The following is a 23,406-nucleotide window of genomic DNA, read 5'->3' on the forward strand; positions in this document are numbered from 1 at the left end:
AAAGATTGAAAAAGTAAAAGAGCTTATTGTTAGCAGTCTAAATCACGTGTAATAAGTCAAAGCGCTCGGACAACATGAACGGTGCCGGTGTTTGAAGCGTTACCAATGTTTGCTGTTGGCACACAATTGAACTTCGCCAAAAAGCGAATTTCAGATTGTAAAAGGCTGCAATGCTTGGAGCCAAGATTTTGTATATTCAGTTTTCAAAAGAAAAAGTTTTTAGCTATTTTTTCTATTAGTAGTTAATAAAATAATTAATGCTACAAATATAATTATACCTATAGAGATCCCTATAGATATTAGCGGACTTTGAACGTTGCTTAATGAAGGCCATACTTTTTGAACTAAAGGGTGAAAAACAAAATCAGCAAGACTTGCCGCCCCCACTAAACCAAAAGTAACTGCAAGCCACCTGTCACTTCGACTCTTAGCTTGATCCGATTTATATCTTAATTCGTCAAGGTGAAATCTTGCGGCTTCCTTACTAGGATTCACTAAAGATGCTGTTCCGAATACTTGAATTGCGTGTGAAAGTGCATCGTTAACTTCTCCTGCATTGCTACTTTGATGAACTAAAACTTCTGAATTTGCTAATACTTCATAAGCAGTTAATAAGTAGTCACTATTTATAGGTGATTGAGCCCATGAACAGGCTCTTGCTATATTAATGTTATTGTATTCGAGATGCTCTGTTCTCGCTTGGTTCTCGTAGATTCTTGACATTGTATTAGGTTCATTCCAAGCATCATCTAAACAATCTTTGGTTTTTAACCATGTCCATAGGATAGTAGCTCTATTTAAATGTAACGATGAATCATTGAAAAGTCTTAAGTCAATTGGTAAATCCAATGGACTTACTACATTTTCAGCTCTCATTAAAATTCTATTTATAGAGTTAGCAAAACTATTCAAAAGCTCACCTTTCGTTGACGGCTGCTCCTCAAAACGCATTAAAGAAATGGAGGGGCGACCTTGCCAAAAGTAACCTAGTGGCGATTTGCTCCCAACACTCTCATTAGTTACCAAAAGACTACTTATGCTGTTGCAATATATACTTCTACACTGTTCAATGGTTGACTCTTTTGAGTCAGTATTCTCGGTACCTACAATTTTATGGAGTGCCCAATCAAACCCGTCTAAAACAAATAGTTCCCCATCACTTTTTAATGTTTCTTCTAAAAAGTGACGGCTCTCATTCTTCATCTTTTTTATTAAACGTCGAATCCTGAAGCTTTTCAAAGGCTCCCCACCTAAAGAAAAATAGTCCTCGTAAGCATTTATTAAAACAATATTTGCATCCAATTTTTGTAACTTTGAGTCAACCCAAATTGATTTAAAATAACACTTAAAAATATTGACTACCTGAGGAATAAATTCTCCCTCATCTAAACCTTCCCATGTTTGATCCATTTGAAAACTGAGTACTGCAAGTCCACTGGAGAATATTTTAACCGATGAGTACAAAGGAATATGGTAGCCTTCAAAATCAATTACTAAAGGCGGTAAACTCGCTCTCATGTATGGCACTGAATGATTTTGAAATTGATTTTCGTGGAAAGCTATTTCAAGAGAATTAAATAAATCACTAGCAATGTTTTTAGGGATTTTATCGCTTAGTTTAATCTTCCATGATGAATCCCACTGGCGACCCTCTGGGCTAATTATTTCGACTTGTCTTTTTCCAGAGCTATCAAGATACATACATTTAAAATCGGAAAAGAATATGGATTTTGATACACCCGCTTCAAGCAACTTAGCTCCTGTTTTTAACAAATCTATATATAAACAATCAAAACCAATGGAGTAATTATAAAATACATTTGCTTGATTTATTTTTAAAGGTTTAATAGGTTTTTCCTTACTAACATAAATACTCCTCAAAACTATTTATCAACCAAAGAAACTCTTGATAACAATAGTATTTAGAGAATCCAAAGGCGATGTATGCCCATTAGATTACTTTACCTAGCGATACAAAACATCAAAAAGTTTATTTATATCAATTTCCCTAATTAAAGCCTGTTTGCAGTCTAGTTTTGCTTCATTTAGGTAATCAATGTAAGGAGTTGAGTCGTCAGTGATAGCTAAAACTGCTTCTAACTTAATAAATGCTTGTCCAGTACAGCTCTGCTTTTTTTGCTTTAAAATAAATCTTATAGGTATAAAAAGAGTAGGCCTTAATTTTAAGTATCGTAATCAATTACTGTTGGCACTTAGGCGACTGTCAGATTTGGTTAATTCCTATTATTCGAGCCAGTTAGTAAAGTTAAAACTTATTTGATGTCCAGCAAGTATGGAAATCCAATACAAAATCTGGAAAACCATTTTCCAGACCTCAGAAAAGTCCAAATTTCTTTGCAATTTTTCACTTTTTCTGAAAAAGCATTCTAGGTTATGTAAAACGTAGCTTTCCAGACTTTCTTCAGATTTTAAATGTAACAGTACGCCCAGACGATGCGCTAGGCATATTCTGCTTATAACGTTAAAAGCCCTTACTATGTTTTAGTAAGGGCTTTTTTATGCTTAACGCATTTAACCCTATACAGCACAACTAATTAACTCAACTTATTACAAAAAACACATCATAAATACATAATATAAAAACATAACCCATTAATTTAACAGCAAAAAACTTAGACCGATAAATATATAAAAAGTTTCTATAATGTTTTGGCTTTTAGCCATTTTTATAATTAAACTGCCGCGCATTGTTTTCTATTTGAGCTTTTATATGTTTTTACTGCGATCTTTTATTTACTTATTATGCTTAGCAGGTGTGGCTTTTTTAATTCAGCTTGAAGGTTTTGATTTACAGCAAAATGCACTTTACAGTGAAGAAACACTAACAGAACACATGCAAGATATTTTAACGTTTTTAAGTTGTATGCTGTTTTTTTACGCCTCACGTATTCACTCTGATCTTAAAATAGCCGCGCTGTTACTGGCTACATTGACAGCTGCTATGTTTGTTAGAGAATTTGACACCTACCTAGATATATATGTGTTTGATGGCGCATGGCAAGCAATTGTATATACGCTGTTAGGGAGCGTACTACTTTATTTAAAAGCCCAACGAGGCTTTATTTACAGCTCGTTAAAAGCCTATGCGCAAACACCGAGTTATGGTATTTGTCTATCTGGCTTAGTGACCTTACTCGCTTTTTCGAGAATGATGGGCAAGGGCGAGTTTTGGCACTCAGTTATGGGGGAACAATACGTTCGGGTCGTTAAAAATATTATTGAGGAAGGCATAGAAACCCTAGGTTACACGCTTATTTTTATCGCTGCCATTGAGCTTGTATTGTTTTGCCAAAAACACGCTAAACACACGCAGGTCTCTATTACAGAGCAAACAGCCTAGCTGCTAAGTAATACCGGTTTAATTAAGTATTAGCCATTCTAGCGTACAAGATAAAGCGCTAACAGGGTTATAACGCTATTCAGCTATTGCTATAAATGGCTCATAACTTAATACAATTGGTATAAGTGATTTTATGTAGCTTAAATTTGCTAATTGGTTTGATTACTCAATATACTTAGCGTGCCTATTGCTACTCGTATTTGGAAGTTATGATTAAAGACATATTCATGCACCCTTTTTTAGTTTCTGTGCTCGTGCTTGCCATTGCTTTTGTGCTTAAAGTACTGGTTGATAAACTAGCAAGAAACCGCGCAGAAAAAAAAGAAAAAGACATTCGTTACATCACTCATAACATTAAGCACTTTATTAATTTTGTTATGGTGTTGTCGCTGCTATTTGTGTGGTCGACCGAAATACAAAATTTTGCGCTGTCTATTGCTGCGTTTGCTGTAGCTATAGTGCTTGCAACTCGCGAGTTTATACAATGCGTTATAGGCTTTTTTTACCTGGTTACCACCCGCCCGTTTAGAGTAGGTGATTGGATACAAGTGGGTGACTATTTTGGCGAAGTAGCCGAAACAGACTGGGTAAAAACCACCATGCATGAAATAGACATGCACACTTATCAGTTTTCGCGCAAAACAATTTATATTCCAAATAATAAGCTGATCACCAGCTCAATTAAAAACCTTAATTATGTAAAGCGCTTTGTTACTCATCATTTTACTATTGTACGCAGAGAGAGCTTTAACCCTTATGTTATTCATGACGAGTTAGTCAATCAGGCAAAGCTGTACTGCGAAGAGTTTCACGATGTAGCAACACGTTATAATTCGATGATAGAGCGTAAACTCGATGCAAAAATTTCAGGTCCGGCACCGGTTATTCACTTTGGTACTACGGAGCTTGGTGAGTTTAAAGCAAGCTTTACGCTATTTTGCCCAACCAACAAAGCACTTGAAATAGAGCATAAATTAACTGAGTGTTTTATGGCTTTGTGGTACGAACAGGCGAAGAAGAACAAAGAAGAGCAAAGCGAGGCGTAAACCTCGCATTGGTAACCTATAAAGCGCGAATTGCTTCGCGCTTTATTGTTTTATGCGGTGCCACCTACTGTAAGTTGGTCTATTTTAAGGCTTGGTTGACCTACCCCTACAGGAACGCTTTGGCCATCTTTACCGCAGACACCCACGCCTTTATCAAGGGCTAAATCGTTGCCTACCATAGAAATATGCTGCATCACCTCTGGGCCATTGCCAATCAGTGTTGCACCTTTAATTGGCTGGGTAATTTTACCGTTTTCAATTAAATACGCCTCTGATGCGCTAAATACAAACTTACCTGAAGTAATATCTACTTGGCCGCCACCAAAGTTTGGTGCAAATACCCCTTTTTTAACTGAGCTTATAATATCGGCTTGGCTATGCTCGCCCCCTAACATGTAGGTGTTGGTCATACGCGGCATAGGTAAATGCGCATACGACTCACGACGTGCATTACCCGTTGGGTTTACACCCATTAAACGCGCATTGAGCTTATCTTGCATGTAACCTTTTAAAATACCGTCTTCGATAAGTACGTTATAAGCTGCAGGTGTGCCTTCATCGTCAACGTTAAGTGAACCGCGGCGATCAGCCATGGTGCCATCATCAACTACTGTACACAGCTCAGACGCTACTTTTTGCCCCACTTTACCGCTAAATGCCGAAGCCCCTTTACGGTTAAAGTCGCCTTCAAGGCCATGGCCTACCGCTTCGTGTAGCAACACGCCAGGCCAGCCATTGCCTAACACAACTTCCATTGTGCCAGCCGGGGCATCAATTGCCTCTAGGTTTACTTTAGCTTGGCGTACTGCTTCTTCGGCAAAGCCCATCCAGCGCGGCTTGCCTTCAACTAGCTCTTTAAAGTAGCCATAATCTAAGCGTGCGCCGCCCCCTGCACCACCGCGTTCACGGCGGCCATTTTTTTCAAGTAAAACGGAGCAGTTTAAACGAATAAGCGGGCGTATATCGGTAGCAAACGTGCCATCGCTGGCAGCAATTAATACCTCTTCGTATACAGCCGACATTGAACTAATTACTTGCTCAGCATCAGGGGCGAGTTCGCGTATGTAGTTTTCAAGCTCACGCAATAAACTCACTTTATCGCTGTCACTCATGCTTGATATTGGCTGATGCGGGGCAAATTGCTCTTTTGCTTTCACATCGCTAAATACTTTAATGGTTTTATCTTCGCCTGCATCGGCAATGCTACGAGCTGCCGTTGCGGCTTTGTTTAAAGCTTCAAGGTTAATGGCATCAGAGTAAGAAAACCCTGTTTTTTCACCACTAACGGCACGAACACCCACTCCGCGCTCAACATTGTAAGAGCCTTCTTTTACTAAGCCGTCTTCAAGCACCCATGACTCATGATGGCTTGATTGAAAGTATAAATCGGCGTAATCCACTTTATGCTGATGAATATACCCAAGCGTTTTTTCGAGTTCTTCTCGATTTAGCTGGCTGTCGTGTAATAAATGCTGTTCAACCGAATTCATAATAAATGCTCTCTAAATCGTTGATGAGATTGCACGGGCATATCTCTTCTAATTTTATTTAACTGGTTTAGGTCGGCGTAACCGCTTATAAACCCTACTCCACTTTCAAGCGTTGCTATTTGCTCGCCCCACGGTGAAATAATAATACTGTGGCCGTATGTTTGGCGGCCATTTTGATGCGTTCCATACTGCGCCGCTGCAATAACGTAACATTGCGTTTCTATTGCGCGTGCTTTTAATAAGGGCTGCCAATGTGCCTGCCCAGTAGGGACTGTAAAAGCACTGGGCACTAAAATTATTTCAGCCCCTTGGCGCGTAAGTGCGCTAAATAATCCGCTAAAGCGCAAATCATAACATACTGTTAAGCCAATTTTACCAAACGGTGTAGCAACAACCACCACATCATCGCCTGCTTGAGTAAAGTCTGACTCTCGATAGCTGGCGGTTTTATCGGCCACATCAACATCAAATAAATGCATTTTATTGTACGTGGCTACGCATTCACCTTGGCTATTAAATAAGTGCGAGGCCGCAAAGTATTTATTATTTTTGTGTGGCTCAGGGATAGTGCCCGCATTTAGCCAAATATTATGCTTTTTACACAATGCACTTAATTGCTGCTTATAGTGTGTAATACGTTTAGCAACCGCTAGCGTATCATCGCCACTTTTACTAAATACTAAAAACGCCTCGGGTAAACATACAAGCAATGGCCTGGCTGCGGGGAGTTTATTTAACGCCTCGCCAAGGGTTGCCATGTTTTCGTCGGGGTTGGTGCCTGAGCACATTTGCAAAGCAATTATATTGGCGTTTAACGTACTCATTGTGTTGCTGTTACCGCGGCATCTTTAAGTGTGAGTGTACTGGCCGCTTGCGGCTGATTTTGCGCAGCTTGCGGTAAGGTAACTTCTTTACTTTTACGCTCAAGCTCTTGTACCACAGGGTCATTCATTTTGCCGGTTACTTTAAAGTTAATTTCGGAGATCACCCTTGCTGAGTGAATAACCTTATCAAGCGCTAAAGCGGCAAGCCCTGTGACGGGATTAACCATCCAAGCCACTATAACCGGAATACTAGATGTTACTTGCGGTGCCACAGCTAAATCGTAATCTATTTCAAGGGTGTTTAAATTAGCATAGCCGTTAATCGTTAAATCGGCTGGCACGCCATCCATTTTGGTATCTTTTGTGTAGGCTATACCTTTATCTAGCTGCATAGAGCCTTTTAAGCTGTTATAAAAAAAGCCTTTTGAAAATACATCTCTAAAATCGAGTTTTAATTTACGCACTAGCGAGTCAAGGCTAAGTAGCGAAAATACACGTGCCCCACCATCACTTATTTCAGCAATGTGGCCTTCGCCTAAATCCCACTTAACTTCACCGCCCAAACTAGGTATATCAAAGTCATACGGGGCGCCTTGCCAAGCAAGGTTGTAGTTAATATCGGCTTTTGAATCTTTTATAGCGGTGGTGATATCAAATTCATCAAATAGCGCGCCTATATCGTCACTTTTAAGTTCACCATTAAATTGCGTAAAGCCACCTTGCCACTGCCCTTCGGTACGTAAAATATGGTCGCCCTTATCAACCACAAGCTCAGAAATAGTAAGCTTGTCGCCTTCACCGACCAGCGAAGCGCTCACTTTATCAAGCTGATAACTTGCCACTTTACAATCTGCACATTCAAATTCAATGGCAGGTACTGTGTTAAGCCACGCTAGGTTTTGCTCTGGCAGTACATCGGTGATCTCAAGATCTTCTTCTACTTTAGGTGCAAAGTTAAGTCTTAAGTAATCGCTATTTATACGTATCGGCTGGCTTGGCTGAGAGCTGGGAATAAACACGTCAGCACGCAGTTCTTTGGCATTAAGCTTTAAATATAAGTTGTTTTGCTGGGGCGCTAAGCGCATTTCAAAATCGTTAAAAATAATGTCGCTAGCATTAACCTTATCAATATGCGCAACCACTTCATTTAATGGCGGCATAATACCCTCAGACTGCTGGTCTGGCTTAGCTTGAGCGGCTTTAATTATTTGGTCTATTAATTCAAACCATGCTTCTAGTTGCGTTTGTTCAAGGTTGATATTAACGCTTAAATCTTTTTGATTTAGCCCTAAATCTTGCTCACCAAGTACAATATGCATATTACTAAATTGCGGCTGACCGTTTTCTAAAATCGCATTAAAATATAACTGCTGATTAGCATTAGCCGTAATAAGATTTGAAATATCATCGCCTTGCACTATGCCCGTTAACGGCCAAACCTGTTCACTTGTTTTGCCATAGGGCGCTGGTAGCGTGCTCGTCAAGCCACGTAGCTCAGAGCTAACCTGAGCGCGGTAATTAAAGCCTTGCTCGGTAAAATTAAGTGCAAGGCCTATATCAACTTCACTTTGCCCACTCAGGTACCCTTTCAGTATACCTTGCGCCTGGGTTGTTAGTGTATCTGCATTTAGTAACGCCGTTATATCAATATTAGCGGTGTACTGCTGTGCTTCGCTTGCACTATTATAGTTAATGCTAAGCGGCATACCCAACCATGTAGCGCTGGCGTTTTGCATGCTAATTGTATCGTTTTCAAAGCTGAGCTCGCCGCTTAGTTTTTCAAGCGCAATGCCAGGGGCTGCAATATAAACAGGTAAATCGTTTAGCTTTACTTTGCCGTTTACACTGGCTCCACCTTTAAATTTAGAGCCAATTAAAAGTGTTACGCTTGCATCGGCTTGACCTTTACCCTGCACCACTTCAAAAATATTGGCCAGTGGGTTTGCAATCGGCGTGGCTGCAAAAAAGTCATGCAGTTTTTCCATTTGCGTGCGTTTATCTATTTGTACAATGAGTTCATCAGCGTGCATTAAATCGGCAATACTCACTTGCACGCTATCGCCTACTTCTAAATTAACTAACTGGCCTTGCTGGCTGTAAATATCCATTCGCTCGTTGGCAAAGTGCAACTGCACATTGGCGTTAGTTACTGCCGGCCAATTGGGGTCAAACGCGTACGTTGCATTATCTATTTGCGCGAGTACATCAAATTGGCCGCTGCCATCGGTGAAAGGAAAACCTGAAAGCGGGCCTGCAAATAATACTTGCGCCTTAGCCACTTCGCCCCCTTTTATTGCACCGTTTAAGTAGCTTACAAGTTGAGGGCTCATTGCCTTTAACGGAAAGTAGTGCCCAGCTACTGTGGCATCCTCTGCATAGGCTTCTGCGTATAGATCTAAGCGAGGATCGTCGCTAAGGCTTACATTTAGCTCAGCCGCTAAGGTAACTTCGTTATTATCAAACCAAATATTATTACTGCTTACATTCCAGTAATTATCTGTTTTTGCTAAATCCAGATCGATATTAATTTGGTTGTAATCAATATTTTTACTGAAGCTATCGCCAGTTATTAAAGTCCCGTTTTCGCCAAATAGCTGCACTCGCCCGCGCTGCTGATTTATAAGCCCCGAGACTCTAAGCGCCTGCGCTGCAGGAATACCAGACACTTCTTGCCAGCCAATATTATTAGCTGAAAACCATAACTGCCATTGCTCATCTGGATTAAGTTCTAGGTAGGCTTGATCGATAAAACCACTTGGTTTGCGGTTTAAAAGTGGTTGTAATGCTTCAAAATTAGTTAACGACGCCAAGTTACTCAGTAAAGAAAGATCAACCTGCTGCAGCCACACTTTATTTTGCTTACCTAAGTTCGCCTCAAATTCTAGACTTGGCCAGGTTGTGTCGTTATTACTAAATGTCAGACCCGTGCTTTTTAAGTGCCAAGCGTTTGCCTCAGGAAATAAATGAAATCCCCCTTCACTTAAGCTTACTTGTTTAGCTTGTTGGTTGTTTTGCCAGTGTACAAAGCTAGGTAACCACTGCATTTTTACATCGCTGATAAAACCATTTTCGAGCTTAAGCCAAGACTTTAAGTTTATGTCTGTGTAAAGCTGTTGTTTTTCAGTATTAATATATTGCGCCAACCAATTAGACACATCTACGCTATTTGCTTGTACGTAAATATCACCCGCAATTTGCTCTATAGTTTTGCCACTAAGCGCGATACGTGCGTCAAAGCTACCAACACTAATGCCGGGCAAGGCGAGGCTGCCGCTTCCTAAATGTTGTTCATCTTGGTTTTGCCATACTATGTTTTCGAGTAATAGTTTGCGCTCTCTACCATCTTCTAAAATAAAATTAATACTCGAATTTTCAATAGCAAAATGCCCTGTATCTCCTAAAAATAGCTCTTCAATTAGCTCTTTTTGTTCAAACGAGACATCATCGTTATTGGTGTTATTAAATAAATTTTGAATATTTACACTGGTATGAAAGCCATTAATAACAAAGTAATTAGACTTTAACTGAAAGGCTTTAATGCTCTCCCATAGGTTAAGTTCTAGGCTTGTTTTGGCAATAGTAAGCGATATAGGCGCAGTTTCGTTATCCTTAAAAGAGAGATCTTCTAATACCAAGGCAGGGCCGGCGCCATGCCAACTGGCAGAGATTGCGCCTATAGAAAGACTAATGGCAAATTTATCGTGCAGGTAGGTTTCTATATCGCCTTTGTAGTCGTTTGCATAAGGTAAGGTGTACTTTAAAATAGAAACAATCACGGCCAGTAATACTAAAATTATGGCGCAGGTTTGCCATAACTTTCTAAAACAAAAAAAACAGACCGCTTTCGTTTTCATTACATCATTACCACATCAAACTGCTCTTGGCTGTATAAGCTCTCTGTTTGAATATTGACCTGTTTTCCAATAAATAGTTCAAGTTCGGCAAGGTTATGATACTCATCATTGAGTAAGGCTTCACTTACAGCCGGCGCCGCATACACCATGAATTTATCGGCATCGTAGGCACGATTAACGCGCACTATTTCACGCAGTATTTCATAGCATACGGTTTCGACTGTTTTTTGTGAGCCGCGTCCAGAGCAAGCCGGACATACATCACACAAAATATGCTCAAGGCTTTCGCGGGTGCGCTTACGGGTCATTTCTACTAAGCCTAATGCGCTTAAGCCGTTTATGTTGGCTTTTGCACGGTCTTTAGATAGTGCTGACTCTAGAGAATGTAATACTCTGCGTTTATGATCTTCGCTGATCATATCGATAAAATCGATAATAATAATACCGCCTAGGTTACGCAGGCGTAGCTGCCTAGCAATGGCTGATGTGGCTTCCACATTGGTATTAAAAATGGTTTCTTCTAAATTACGATGCCCTACAAACGCACCTGTATTCACATCAACTGTGGTCATCGCTTCGGTTTGGTCGATAATTAAATAACCGCCTGACTTAAGCGTGACTTTACGATGCAATGCTTTTTGAATTTCGGTTTCAACGTCAAATAAGTCAAAAATTGGGCGCTCACCTGGGTAATACTCAAGTGCTTGCGAAAGCAAAGGCACAAACTCTTCAGTAAACAGCTTTAGCTCTTGATAGGTTAGCTTAGAGTCAACCCTAATACGCTCCATATCTTCACCTACGTAGTCGCGCAGGGTCCTAAATGCAAGCGTTAAGTCTTCGTGTAATATACTGGCTTTATTGGTTTTTTTACGACGTGATACAATTTTTTGCCACAGTTTTCGTAAAAATTCAGCATCGTGTCTTAGCTCCGCTTCACTGGCGCCCTCTGCCGCTGTACGAACAATAAAACTGCCATTATCGTCGCCGTATTCTGCCACTATTTTTTTAAGTCGCGCACGCTCTTCTTCGGTTTCAATACGCTGACTAACACCTACATGCGTAGCGTCTGGCATAAACACTAAATAGCGAGAAGGAATAGTGATATCGGTAGTAAGCCTTGCTCCTTTAGTGCCTAGTGGGTCTTTAACCACTTGCACCATAATGTATTGGCCTTGGCGTACTAGCTCACGTATGTCTTGTACTTTTTTGATCGGCTCGTCGTCTACGCCCTCAACTATTGAGGCGCTATTGACTATGTCTGATGCATGCAAAAAAGCGGCTTTTTCTAGGCCTATATCAACAAAAGCAGCTTGCATGCCTGGCAGTACGCGGCTTATTTTTCCTAAGTAAATATTGCCTACGATACCTAGGTTGCCTATACGCTCTAGTTGAATTTCTTGTAATACACCGTTTTCGATTAGGGCAACACGGCTTTCACTTGGCGTGACATTTATTAGTAATTCTGTACTCATGTTACCTTCTTAGGAATGCTTGTAATAATTGTTCGGTCTCGTATAAAGGTAAGCCTACAACAGCAAAATAGCTACCCGCAATGTGTGTAACAAAGCGACCACCTAAACCTTGAATGCCATAACCACCGGCTTTATCTTGTGGCTCGTTTGACTCCCAATAGCTATTTATCTCTTCATCGCTGAGGGTTTTAAAGGTCACATCGGTACTCACTACACAACTTAGTACATCTGTTTGTGTAGCAAAAGCAACGGCAGTAAGTACTTGATGTGTATTACCAGATAAACGTTTAAGTGTTGTTATGAAATCGTTTTTATCGCGTGGTTTACCCAACGATTCGTTATCAATAACAACCACAGTATCACTACCAAGCACTGGACGGTCTGTGTAACCAAGCGCCACGCCTGTTTGCGCTTTTAAGCGGGCTAAGCGCTCAACCAACGCATGAGGCTGCTCGTTTGCAAGTGGGGTTTCGTCTGCATCTACACTGAACTGTTCAAACTCAATGCCTAACTGACTCAACAACTCTTTACGTCGCGGGGAGGCTGATGCCAAATATACTGCGGTTGTCATTACCTGATCCTAAAATGTCTACGGTATTTGCGAAGAAGTAAAAAGACCCAAAACCAGCTGACCATACCGGTCGCCACTGGCCACAGGTATTGTGGATTAAAATAAACACCTAATAAAAAGTGATTTAACCAAAATTGCATTAAGTGATACAAGGTTAAAAATAAGCCCACTAATAAACTTTGCTGCCAAAGCGAAAAGTTACGTATTTTTTGAAAGTTACTTGCGGTCACAAATATACAAATAGAATACGTGAGTGAATTAACTCCTAATGGCGAGCCTAAGGCTAAGTCCATGAGTAGACCAACAACCCACGCGGTACCAATATTTAATCTATGCGGCACTGCCAGTGACCAGTACATTAATACCAGTAATACCCAATCAGGTCTGAAGGGCTCAAACGAAAAAGGCAGTGGCATTAATGCCATAATTAAAGCAAAAAAGATGCTTAGGGCAATTAACAATGAATAACGATTAATCATCGCTGATTTGCTCCTGTTGGTTGCGCCATAAAATAACCAACAAACGAATACGGTCTAGCTGTGCAATAGGCTCTGCAAATACTTGAGCAAATGGGCGCCCTTCATCCCGGTTTATTTCGGTGACAACGGCCACCGGATAACCTTCAGGAAACGTACCGCCAAGCCCCGAGGTCACGAGTACATCACCAATGCGCACATCAAGGCTATGAGGTACATGCGAAAGCTTAACAACGTTAATTTTACCTATGCCTTCAACTACCGTGCGTACGTCGTTTCGTAGTATACGTACCGGCGTAGCATGAGTTGTGTCGGTCATTAGTAGCACGCGCGATGTGGTAGAGCCTACTTTTGTTAATTGACCAACAACCCCCATTTCATCAATTACAGCTTGCCCTTCACTGAGTCCATCAGTAGTGCCGCGGTTAATAACCACTTGATGACTATAAGGGTTTGAATGTACAGAAAGTACTTGGGCTATTTTTTTACGATTAGATTGCTTAGCCGATGAGCCAAGTAAAGCACGTAGCTTTTGGTTTTCGCGGGCTAAAAATTGGTATTGCTGCAATTGCTCGCTTTGTAGCATTTGCTTTTTTTTCAGCGCTTCGTTTTCACTCAGTAACTGATCGCGGGTATGCAGGCTTTTAGCACCTAAGCTAAATATTTCGTAAGGTAGGTTGGCAACGTAAATTAATGGGCTGACAAGTGTATTAAGGCTTGTACGTACAACCGTGCCGCCTTGTGTAAACTTATCGCCCGCAATGAGCACTATGCTCAAAAGCACTGCGACAAAAAGTCGCAGTTGCAAAGAGATGGTTTGTCCAAACAGTAATTTCATTAATCGTAACTAAAAACGTCACCACCATGAACATCAATCATTTCAAGTGCTTTACCGCCGCCACGTGCTACACACGTAAGTGGATCATCGGCAACAACCACAGGAATGCCTGTTTCTTCCATTAATAAACGATCTAAATCTTTTAATAGTGCACCACCGCCAGTCAGAACCATACCGTGAGCTGAAATATCTGATGCAAGCTCAGGTGGAGACTGCTCAAGTGCAACCATTACCGCACTTACAATACCCATTAGCGGCTCTTGGAGTGCTTCTAAAATTTCGTGCGAGTTAAGTGTAAATGAGCGAGGAACACCTTCGGCTAAGTTACGACCGCGTACTTCAATTTCAATTGGTTCGTCAGTTTTAAAAGCAGAGCCAATTTGATGTTTAATATTTTCAGCCGTTGCTTCACCAATTAGGCTACCAAAGTTACGACGCACATAATTAATAATGGCTTCATCAAATTTATCGCCACCAATACGCACAGACGATGAGTAAACAACACCGTTTAGTGAAATAATAGCAACTTCGGTAGTACCACCACCAATATCAACAACCATAGAACCGGTTGCTTCTGATACTGGTAGCCCAGCACCAATTGCTGCGGCCATTGGCTCTTCAATTAGGTACACTTCGCGCGCGCCGGCACCCATTGCTGATTCGCGGATTGCACGCTTTTCTACTTGGGTTGCACCACACGGTACACAAATAAGTACACGCGGGCTTGGGCGCATAAAGTTATTGTTGTGCACTTGTTTTATAAAGTGTTGTAACATTTTTTCGGTTACATAAAAGTCGGCTATTACGCCATCTTTCATTGGGCGAATCGCTTTAATATTACCCGGTGTACGCCCTAGCATTTGTTTTGCTTCTGTACCCACAGAAGCAACACTTTTAGGTCCACCAGCGCGTTCTTGACGAATAGCTACAACTGAAGGTTCGTTAAGTACAATACCTTCTTCTTTTACATAGATAAGGGTATTGGCTGTACCCAAGTCGATCGATAGATCGTTTGAAAAAATACCACGGAGTTTTTTAAACATGAGGCTGGATGACCTTTGAAATACGTTCTTATGTTAGCTGCACTCACTTTAACATGCCTAATTAGATGAGCAATATAAAGCGCAACTACCTTTGTTAATTTGTGAAAAAAGGAAGCTAGGCTTCCTTGGTTAAATGCTATCGTTCGCGGACTAAGCGAAAGCCAATGTAGTTAGATCTAAAATCTGGCGCTAAAATTAATCGTGTTGAAGCACGTGCAAGGCTTGGTGCAAAGTTCCACGCCCCGCCTCTTACTGCAACATCAGATTCGCCCGACTCTTGAGCTGTCCATTCCCACACATTGCCTACGGTGTCGTATAATCCAAATGCGTTAGGAGAAAAAGAACCCACCGGTGCTGCACGTTTGTTTGACCATTCGCTACCACACCAACCACAGTTAGCTAAATTTTTACCTATTTCGTTACCCCAAGGGTATTCTGTTTCTGTACCTGCGCGAGCGGCGTATTCCCATTCAACTTCATTAGGTAAACGGTACTGCTGGCCGGTTTCGCCAGAGAGCCATTCGGCGTACGCTTTCGCGTCGTTAAATGTTAAACACACAGCAGGAAAATCGCTGCTTTGCTCAAAACCTGGGTTACGCCAGTTTAAATTAGCTTCCCATACGGGTTCGCCATTTAAATAATAAGCACACCCTTTGCTTTGCTCTGCTTGTGTTTTATACCCAGTACTTGCTACAAACGCTTCGTAGGCACCTACGGTAACCTCTTTGGTTTGCATAGCAAATGAGCTGGCTATCACTTTTTCAATAACCGGGCGTTCATTTGCTAAACCATTGCCGTTAATATCGCCCATCTTAAATTTACCGGCGGGCACAACTACAACATTATTTTGTACATCAGCAGAGCGATTAGCGCTTGCTGTACGACTTACAGGTTTTGGTTGCTCGCGAGTGTAAGCCGGTGCAGCAATCGACTCAGACTTTTTTACTAAGTTAGCATGAATAGTCTGTGCTTTAGTTAAATCAACTCTTACTTTGTAAGGCTTATAACCTAATTTACGTATTTCTACGTTATGCACACCACGCGGTAAACGCGTAACTAAACGCGTAGAGCCAAAGCTCACCCCATCAATAAACACTTCATCATCGTAAACATTTGAACGTAAAGTCAGCTCAACTTGCTGATTTTTCTCTTTATTTATAATTGATGGATAGTTTTTTTTTGTAGGTGCAGCTTTCACTGAATAATCGCGCACTGGCTGATTGTTCATTCGCGATACAGACACAGTGTCGGTATTATCCGCGGCGTTGCTGAATGTTAACTGACTATCAGAGTAGGTTGTACCGTAACCAGGCTGATACGCTGTCGCGAGTGGCGAGCCATATTCAGAACAATAACGGTTATCTACGTTTAATAAATTACATAGGCGGCTGCTGTTTACTTCGCCGCGCATGGTTACGCTTAAGTTAACGTTGTAATTGCCTTGTCCGCTAAATGCACTGTTAACTACATGGCTACTTAAAATTTGTACTTGTGCGCCTGCCATGTTGCGTTTTGGTTCAACAATTCGCTCTTCTGTTAAATTAGCAAATATTTGATCAACAAAGCGCTTAGTGGCTTTTTGTAAACCCATTTGCTGACCGCGTTGCTCACAAGCTGCGAGCGTTTCGGTACGCTTACAGTTAATTGTGTGGTTTACTTCCAGTGTACCTTCGCGGGTAAACTCATTACGTAAACGCTCTACTCGGGCTGTAGTTAATTGCTCTTTTAGGCTTTCTAAAGTGTTTAAAAGCGTATGTTTTGCAACACGAATTTGCTCTATATCTTTACGATGAGATGCAATTGCCGCCAACTGCATTGAGATGTCGTCTTTATTTTGCTTATGATCAACCACGGCTTTTTGATAGCGCGATTGGGCAGCACTAATATCAAGCGTAGGATCGTCAATTAAGCGGCGATACATTTCGTTCATCGCATCAAGTGCTTGGTTTTTCTCTTTATCAAGCTCTGTAGAGCGAGAACGAAGTAGTTCAAGTTGGTTTTGTAACTGACTTTCTTCTTTTAAGTGTTTTTCAAGTATTTGTGTCGAGTTATCGTATTCTGTTTGTTTAATACTAATCTCTGATTCAATTCCGGTTACTGTTGCTGTGTCTTGTGCAAATGCACTACTAGCTAACAAACTAGCGGAAATTAACAGAGATAAAGGAGCAATTCGCATATATTCCAGTCCCAAAAAGCGGCAATTATTTGGTCGTTATTATTGTTTATTAGAGTGTACTCACTTTTAAAAGCTGAACATTTTTCAACCATCAAAAATCAATACACCCAATGCCTTATGCTATGTACTTGAAGCACAAAACACAAGCTTTGTTCAATTATTATCTTAGTTTACAACTATTCTCTTGTTTCACGCCAGTAAATAACCCGATCATTTCCTCTAAAGCGACCAAATTGCAAAATAGCATGAGGATCTTGCTGTGAATTATCACCAAGCCAATCCCACTTTAACCAATTTTCTGTTTCGTATTCTAATGTAAATGTACCACTGCCATTTGGTGTTGCATAAATAGCATTGTTTGTAGGGTAGCTGCCTGCCTCTAATGAACCCGCTGCACCTGCACCATACTCATAGCTTAATATTGGCGTTGAAGGCGATATTTGGGATAACTGCGGATGCTCAAATACACTGCAGTTATCTTCGGTATTTAATACAAAGCCTGTTCCATCAAAGTACTGAGCCTGCATTGGCACACGTAATGAGTCTAAATCTGAGCCGGCATTGTTGCCTAGCACTAACCGTCCAAAGCGAAAGTCTATTGGCACATCATTTAAACGCACGCTATTGCAATCAGTGCTGCAGTTCGCTTGCGTACTCGGCTCATCGTTAGCATCAATTAACGTAGCGCCTTCTGTATTAGTGACGGTGGCCATAAGATTAACCATAGTAAATGGGCCGTCGGGGTTATTTATAGCCAAGCGCGTTAACATGGCAGTGCTGTCGCTCATTTGCCATTGTCCATCAGCTAGGGTGTTCCAACTATTGCTGCTTATATTGGCTAACCTGCTGGTTAGCGTTGTTGCTGGTACATAATTACCAGCTTGATTGTTTTCGGCATTTATTTGTACTTGGGCTTTTTCAAAGCCTTGTTTGTAATTAGCCATTAGCTGATTGTTATGATTAAGCGCTTGTACCTTAAAACCCAGCTCAAAGGGCTGATCTAAATAGGTTAAATTACTGCCTAACTGTGTACATTGCGCAGCAGCTTGAACACCTAATACTTGATAGTGCGATGGAGCAAACCGCCCTACGTTGTTTAGCTGCCCTTTTACATCGCCCACACCAAAATAATCGCCATCTTGTAAACCCGCAAACACATTTATAATACCCACTTGGTCATAAGCGTACTGCGATATGGATTCACTCAAGCTTCCCGTATCAGTAAAGGCAAAGGTACTTAGCGCTTCAATTTGTCCCTCATTACCAGAGCTGGGTAATACTAAGCTCTGTGTTACTAAAGGAGACTCGCTAATGAAGTGTTTGGCAATGGGATTGCTATGAATAGCGCTATAGTTATCAGGTATCCCGTCATTGTTATTGTCTTGCCCTGCACGCCACTGTACTGCATTCATTTTTAAATCAAATGACTCACCCGTTAATCTAAATAAACTATCGTTTGCTGTTTGGGCATAGCCGTCACTTGCAACTTGCATCGCTAATCCAAAGGGCTTAACTACATATTCGTTAGAGCTGCCGCTTAAGCTTACTGATAAATTAGTTACTGGGTCTAATACAATTGTTGCCCGTGCATTTAAACTTAATTTAGCGGCATCAGGGTAGTTAATAGCAATAGGGGCTTTTGAGTCTTGATCAAAGGTGAGCGAAAAAGTTTGATATGCTTGCTGCACGCTATACGTATTCGCATTATTACTAAGTTGTATTGGATCTGAACACGTAGCGCCGGCACTGCAGGTATAAGCTAAATCTAAATCAACTTGACCACCTGCAGGGAATGCGGCTTCGCATACGCCTGTTGTAGTATTTGTTTTAACCGCTTGAATGGATAGCTCGGCGGCATTAAAACCCTCGCTAGAGGGTTTACCAGATAATTGAGTGGGGATACTCGCTGTATTGGCTGTGTCGTTATTAAAAATAAACCCTGCATCAGAAAAAACCACTTTGCACCCGCCCAGCCCTACGTTACTACCATTAATATAACAACGCAGCGGTGCAGATGGGTCGGCGGTATTATAGCCAAGTGTGACGGTCCCTGTGGTACGCTTTGCAAGCGCTACGGTGGCAGAGCCTGTAAAGGTAACATTTTCACCGTTTACCCAGCTTTGCTGGCCATTGTTATCTGGAGACAGGTCAAGTGCGGAGGGCTCATCGTACAGTAAATCACATGCATCGTTTGCACAGGCGGTTAATGTCATTTCTTTTGCTTGGCAGGTTAAGCCTTGGTTATCACTTAATGATATGCGGTAGTGATCAAGCAAAACCGGCGTAAAAATACCGCAAAATCCAGGAATACTCTCTGGCACTGTTAACGCATCAAACGTAGAGCTGCCCTCGGTTATTACTTGTGTTGCAGCGGTTATAGAGCCCTGGTATGTGACATTTTGAGCAATTCTTACCTCCCCCGTTGCGACAATATATGCAGCAATATTTGCATCGGCCGCAATGGCAACATCACCATCGACATATATAGCTAAATACGCCCCTTCTTCAACCACAATATACGTTTTGCCTATGTTCAAAAATGCGCTAGAAATTAGCGACGATGTATCTTTTAAAAAGATACGGGTGGGCGCTGTTACCTTGTACTCATCTTCCAATAAGTTAAGTGCTAGTTCGTCATAAAAATAATCACCAGCTAACGATACAGGCACATCACCGGTAGAGCTTCCATCGTTTGTGACCGTGGGTACTTGCGCAGCTTGATTTGGCTCAAGGGAGTTATACCCAGTGGCCACACAGCCTTGGCCATTACACAAAGGCGGGTTGGTGAGTGCCGTTGATATTAAATTAGTGGTGGTAATAAATTGTGCATTGCTATCGGTTATTTCCACACCTTGAACAAGCTGCACTTGTCCATCATTGTAGGTAGAAATAGCGCCAGGAAATAAAGTATCGCAATCTAAAATATCGCCATTAAATACAAACGTACTGGTCATGGCTAATATAGAGGCTTCTTCTTTTACGTGGTTACGCTCTCTGTCGCCATCACGGTCTTCATCAACCACCAGCCCTAACCGATCCGCTCTTAAATTACAGCTGCGCAGCCACCCACCGTCTTCTTCCAGTCGAGAATTTTTACTTGCCACCACCAGCGGTGCTTCACTAAAGTTATTGTTAAAATTAAAGTAGTTACATCCATCATTCCAACCATCAACTTCGAACCCTGTAAAAAAGGTCTCCCACGACACTTCTACTCCATTGTCATCGGTAAAGGTGCGATTACTGCCAGGCTCTACAGCCATGTAGGCCACCGTTTCAGTTTGAATAACACCTAATGCGGTTTCTGAGGCCTCTAACGCTATATTTACCCCGCTTGTAGATAAAGAACCACTTTGCACTGCAATGGTTAAAAAAGGCACAAGCGCTTGAGACGGCGGGTTACTATCTAAACTATTTAGTGTTTGTAACGAATGAAAAAAGTTAGGCCTTACCGCAAACTGTTTATTAAAAGTCAGTGATTTGTAACCTTTAGGCGTGATGGGGGCAAACCCCGACTTATCACCGTATTGTAGCTCAAGGCGTAAGTCGGTGTTCCCGACTTCCATAATGGTCCCATCAGGAAATTCATGCACTCCATATTCTACCGCTAAATAGTGCGCGCCCATGGTTATATGCTCACCATCTTCTCCTGATGGCTCAAGTGGCAATGCTTCAAACCCTGTGGTTGTTACATTGCGTATTCTCACTATAGCGGGGTTACCGCCTTGATTAGTGGACAACATAAATACCGCAGGAGGGGTTATGTATTGCTGCTGAAAATTTATTTTTGTCCATATGGGTGAAGTGTATGTGTCTTGTAGCTCTATAAATCGCCCTTCAATTTTAGGCGGTACACCCATAGCGCATCGGCTTAGTAGCAAACTTATTAAACATAAAATACAGAGGATATATTTGCTCATGGTAATGTTTTAGCCTCCACACTTAGAGTACGTTGGGTTTGCCAATATTCCTTTTGACATGCTGCACCGGCAGCACAATCATTGGCGGCGCACGTTGCAGAGCTTTGTAAGTAGTAAATATTAACAGTGCCAGAGCGGGTGCTGCTATCGGGTAAGGCTATGTATTCACTACAGCTCAGTTCAACCTCACAATTGGCTAGATAGAGGGTGCTAAAATTCCTACTGGTGGTTACTGCACTGCATGTTTGCGCAGTGCTATTTAGTGCAAAAATTTCGCTTAAGCCGGTTTCTAATCCGCTTTGGGCTGCCATGTAAGCGCGCGCGCCGTAATACTCAATGGTATTTTGCTGCGCCGCACCCGATAACACTTTAGAAAGCGCCAGCCCTAGTGCCAGCAAAGTGACAATGATCACCAACGTAATTATGAGCAAATTACCTTGCTGCTTTTTAGCAAAACTGATGTTTTTTATATTAGGGGACATTAGGCACATGCACCTCATGGCTAATACTTATTTGTTCGGTGTCGTTAAACCCCATTTGCGCAAACACATTAACAACCGCGCTGCGCTGTAGCGAAATCTCACTTAACGTAAAAAAGGCTCTGCTCGTTAAGTTATTGGCAATATAATTACTCATTAAATCGCGTTTAACACCCGAGCTAACCTGTAAGCTGGCGGCGTTTAATTGGTTTGTAGTAAAGCCGTAGTTGCTATAGCGATACAGTGAATTACCTTCTACACAAAAGCTAACGGGCTGATCTAATAAATAAAGGCGCTTACTCGGTGACTCTTGAGCAAATGCTTTGCTAAATTGCCATGTATCTAGCTCACTTGTAACGGCGCTGTAGCCGCTAACTTGTAAACGCTTGTTTTGACTTTCATCGTATATATCGCTGCTATTTAATGGATAGATACTTGCCCAATCGTTTATTTGTGGCTCAGTTAAATTATTAAGCGCAAAATTAACGGCGGTAATCTCAAAAGGGACACTAGTGGGTAAGTAATCGGTATAGTGAGTGGCAGATAAAAACGGCGTAAATTCTAAACATTGCTGCGTGCTACACGCTCCAATGCTGGCGTTATCGCAATTTAAGCGCAGTGAGTTAGGGGTTGCGTGGCGAAGCTCTTTACTTAATCGGGTCAAAACAAAGCGACTTTGCGCCACCGCTTCTTGGCGTTTCACACCTTGGCTGTAAATATTAAATCCAGCGCTAATAAACGAAAATGACGCTACGGCTAAAATACCAATAATTACCATCACAAGTAATAGCTCAACTAAGGTAAAGCCACGCTTTTGCTTTGCTCTATTCATTAGTAATTACCTTTATATGCACTAAAGCCGTACACTTGCCCCAAGGGTGAGGTTACTTCAATGGTAATTCGTTTAAAGGCAACGCCATCGTTATTGGTTGCCTCGTTTAGGTCGCTGTCGTATTGCACGTTCACAACCAGTGAAAAGTCGCTGTATTGCGCTAATGTATTCCCTAAACTATCACTAATTGGTTGCCCTGTGAGCGCAATGTAATCATCAACATCGTTAAAATCAGCCCGAGTTTCACCGCTATCAGCACCAAGCTCAGAATGAGTACTACAAGGCTGGGCGCCTAAGCTTGTTTCGGAGCAGCGCCTAAATGGTGGCGTGCGCTCGCTATGTTCATCAAATGATTTAGCTAACATTTCGTTCATTAATGCTTGCCCAAGCTCTGAGGCCCTGAGTGCGACAATAGGCTCGGCACTTTGCTTTGCTTGAGGTGCTATAAGCGCTGTAATGATACTTAGCGCAATAGCAAACATCACAATGCCAATAATCAGCTCAATCAAGGTAAAACCTGATTGTATTTTAGGGGCAGGCATAAATAAGCCCTTCACCGCTAATGCAGACCGCGGCTAGACCCAGGTCAATTTTACATTGTACTGTGCAATTTTGATCTGCTCGCCCAAGTGGGTCAAAGTTAATTTGCGTAAACGCATTAGCATTGCTATCTAAGGCATTAAATCGTACGTCGCTGCGCTCGGTATTGATAGCAACAACTAAATGCTCGCTATTATTGGTACTTGGGCCACCAGTACAGGTTTCTGGCTCTGGCCCCGCAACCAAGGTAGGTGAAATATACAGTTTATGGCAGCTGCTTGTTGCAGTATTTTGCATCGCGCGTAATTGTACTGTGCGTAGGGCGTTTAATACCCTATCTCTGTATGAGTATGCTTGCTCTGTTGAACTTCCTAGCAACTTGGGCACTGCCGTTACCGACAGTATGCCCAAAATAACTAAAGTAATAATTAATTCAACCAGTGTGAAGCCACGCAATCGTTGATTACTACTGCTATTCATTTATGCA

At 41.7% G+C, this 23,406-nt stretch carries 17 protein-coding genes; 2 read left to right on the plus strand and 15 right to left on the minus strand.

The window, feature by feature from the left end:
* Positions 1-219: 219 nt before the first annotated feature.
* Positions 220-1,881, minus strand: a complete 1,662-nt coding sequence (locus AN395_RS09825) for a hypothetical protein (RefSeq protein ID WP_054982893.1) — start codon at positions 1,879-1,881, stop codon at positions 220-222.
* 895 nt (positions 1,882-2,776) lie between these two features.
* Between AN395_RS09825 and AN395_RS09830 the strand changes: the two genes are divergently transcribed.
* Complete coding sequence (locus AN395_RS09830; RefSeq protein ID WP_235576567.1) at positions 2,777-3,361, plus strand: hypothetical protein; 585 nt, start codon at positions 2,777-2,779, stop codon at positions 3,359-3,361.
* 209 nt (positions 3,362-3,570) lie between these two features.
* On the plus strand, positions 3,571-4,407 hold the full coding sequence (locus tag AN395_RS09835) for a mechanosensitive ion channel family protein (RefSeq protein ID WP_054982894.1): 837 nt from the start codon (positions 3,571-3,573) through the stop codon (positions 4,405-4,407).
* 50 nt (positions 4,408-4,457) lie between these two features.
* Here the strand turns inward: AN395_RS09835 and tldD are convergent, their stop codons facing one another.
* The 14 genes from tldD to AN395_RS09905 form a co-directional block, all read right to left on the minus strand.
* Positions 4,458-5,897 carry a metalloprotease TldD gene (gene tldD, locus AN395_RS09840; RefSeq protein WP_054982895.1) on the minus strand — a complete coding sequence of 480 codons (1,440 nt, stop codon included), beginning with the start codon at positions 5,895-5,897 and terminating at the stop codon, positions 4,458-4,460.
* Positions 5,894-6,721: a carbon-nitrogen hydrolase family protein gene (locus AN395_RS09845; RefSeq protein ID WP_054982896.1), complete on the minus strand. Its 828-nt coding sequence runs from the start codon at positions 6,719-6,721 to the stop codon at positions 5,894-5,896. Before AN395_RS09845 ends, tldD begins: the two co-directional genes overlap by 4 nt.
* Positions 6,718-10,575, minus strand: a complete 3,858-nt coding sequence (locus tag AN395_RS09850) for a YhdP family protein (RefSeq protein WP_054982897.1) — start codon at positions 10,573-10,575, stop codon at positions 6,718-6,720. The genes AN395_RS09845 and AN395_RS09850 overlap by 4 nt, the downstream gene beginning before the upstream one ends.
* Complete coding sequence (gene rng, locus AN395_RS09855) at positions 10,575-12,047, minus strand: ribonuclease G (RefSeq protein ID WP_004585759.1); 1,473 nt, start codon at positions 12,045-12,047, stop codon at positions 10,575-10,577. The genes AN395_RS09850 and rng overlap by 1 nt, the downstream gene beginning before the upstream one ends.
* Position 12,048: 1 nt before the next feature.
* Positions 12,049-12,618: a nucleoside triphosphate pyrophosphatase gene (locus AN395_RS09860; protein ID WP_024032489.1), complete on the minus strand. Its 570-nt coding sequence runs from the start codon at positions 12,616-12,618 to the stop codon at positions 12,049-12,051.
* Positions 12,618-13,097: a rod shape-determining protein MreD gene (gene mreD, locus AN395_RS09865; RefSeq protein ID WP_004585757.1), complete on the minus strand. Its 480-nt coding sequence runs from the start codon at positions 13,095-13,097 to the stop codon at positions 12,618-12,620. The genes AN395_RS09860 and mreD overlap by 1 nt, the downstream gene beginning before the upstream one ends.
* Positions 13,090-13,932, minus strand: coding sequence for a rod shape-determining protein MreC (gene mreC / locus AN395_RS09870; RefSeq protein WP_024032490.1), 843 nt, complete (start codon positions 13,930-13,932; stop codon positions 13,090-13,092). Before mreC ends, mreD begins: the two co-directional genes overlap by 8 nt.
* Entirely contained in the window at positions 13,932-14,975 is a 1,044-nt protein-coding gene (locus AN395_RS09875) for a rod shape-determining protein (protein ID WP_002958401.1), read from the minus strand. The genes mreC and AN395_RS09875 overlap by 1 nt, the downstream gene beginning before the upstream one ends.
* 136 nt (positions 14,976-15,111) lie before the next feature.
* Positions 15,112-17,151 (minus strand): formylglycine-generating enzyme family protein, encoded by a 2,040-nt coding sequence (locus tag AN395_RS09880; protein ID WP_054982898.1) that lies wholly within the window; start codon positions 17,149-17,151, stop codon positions 15,112-15,114.
* 176 nt (positions 17,152-17,327) lie between these two features.
* Positions 17,328-21,068, minus strand: a complete 3,741-nt coding sequence (locus tag AN395_RS09885) for an H-type lectin domain-containing protein (protein WP_054982899.1) — start codon at positions 21,066-21,068, stop codon at positions 17,328-17,330.
* Entirely contained in the window at positions 21,065-21,550 is a 486-nt protein-coding gene (locus tag AN395_RS09890) for an agglutinin biogenesis protein MshP (protein ID WP_095206642.1), read from the minus strand. The genes AN395_RS09885 and AN395_RS09890 overlap by 4 nt, the downstream gene beginning before the upstream one ends.
* Positions 21,540-22,379 (minus strand): type II secretion system protein J, encoded by an 840-nt coding sequence (locus AN395_RS09895; RefSeq protein WP_054982901.1) that lies wholly within the window; start codon positions 22,377-22,379, stop codon positions 21,540-21,542. The genes AN395_RS09890 and AN395_RS09895 overlap by 11 nt, the downstream gene beginning before the upstream one ends.
* Complete coding sequence (locus AN395_RS09900; RefSeq protein ID WP_054982902.1) at positions 22,379-22,921, minus strand: type II secretion system protein; 543 nt, start codon at positions 22,919-22,921, stop codon at positions 22,379-22,381. Before AN395_RS09900 ends, AN395_RS09895 begins: the two co-directional genes overlap by 1 nt.
* Positions 22,908-23,399, minus strand: coding sequence for a type IV pilin protein (locus AN395_RS09905; RefSeq protein WP_054982903.1), 492 nt, complete (start codon positions 23,397-23,399; stop codon positions 22,908-22,910). The genes AN395_RS09900 and AN395_RS09905 overlap by 14 nt, the downstream gene beginning before the upstream one ends.
* Positions 23,400-23,406: the final 7 nt, after the last annotated feature.

The sequence above is a fragment of the Pseudoalteromonas sp. P1-30 genome (genome assembly GCF_001400005.1).
GTDB lineage: Bacteria > Pseudomonadota > Gammaproteobacteria > Enterobacterales > Alteromonadaceae > Pseudoalteromonas > Pseudoalteromonas atlantica.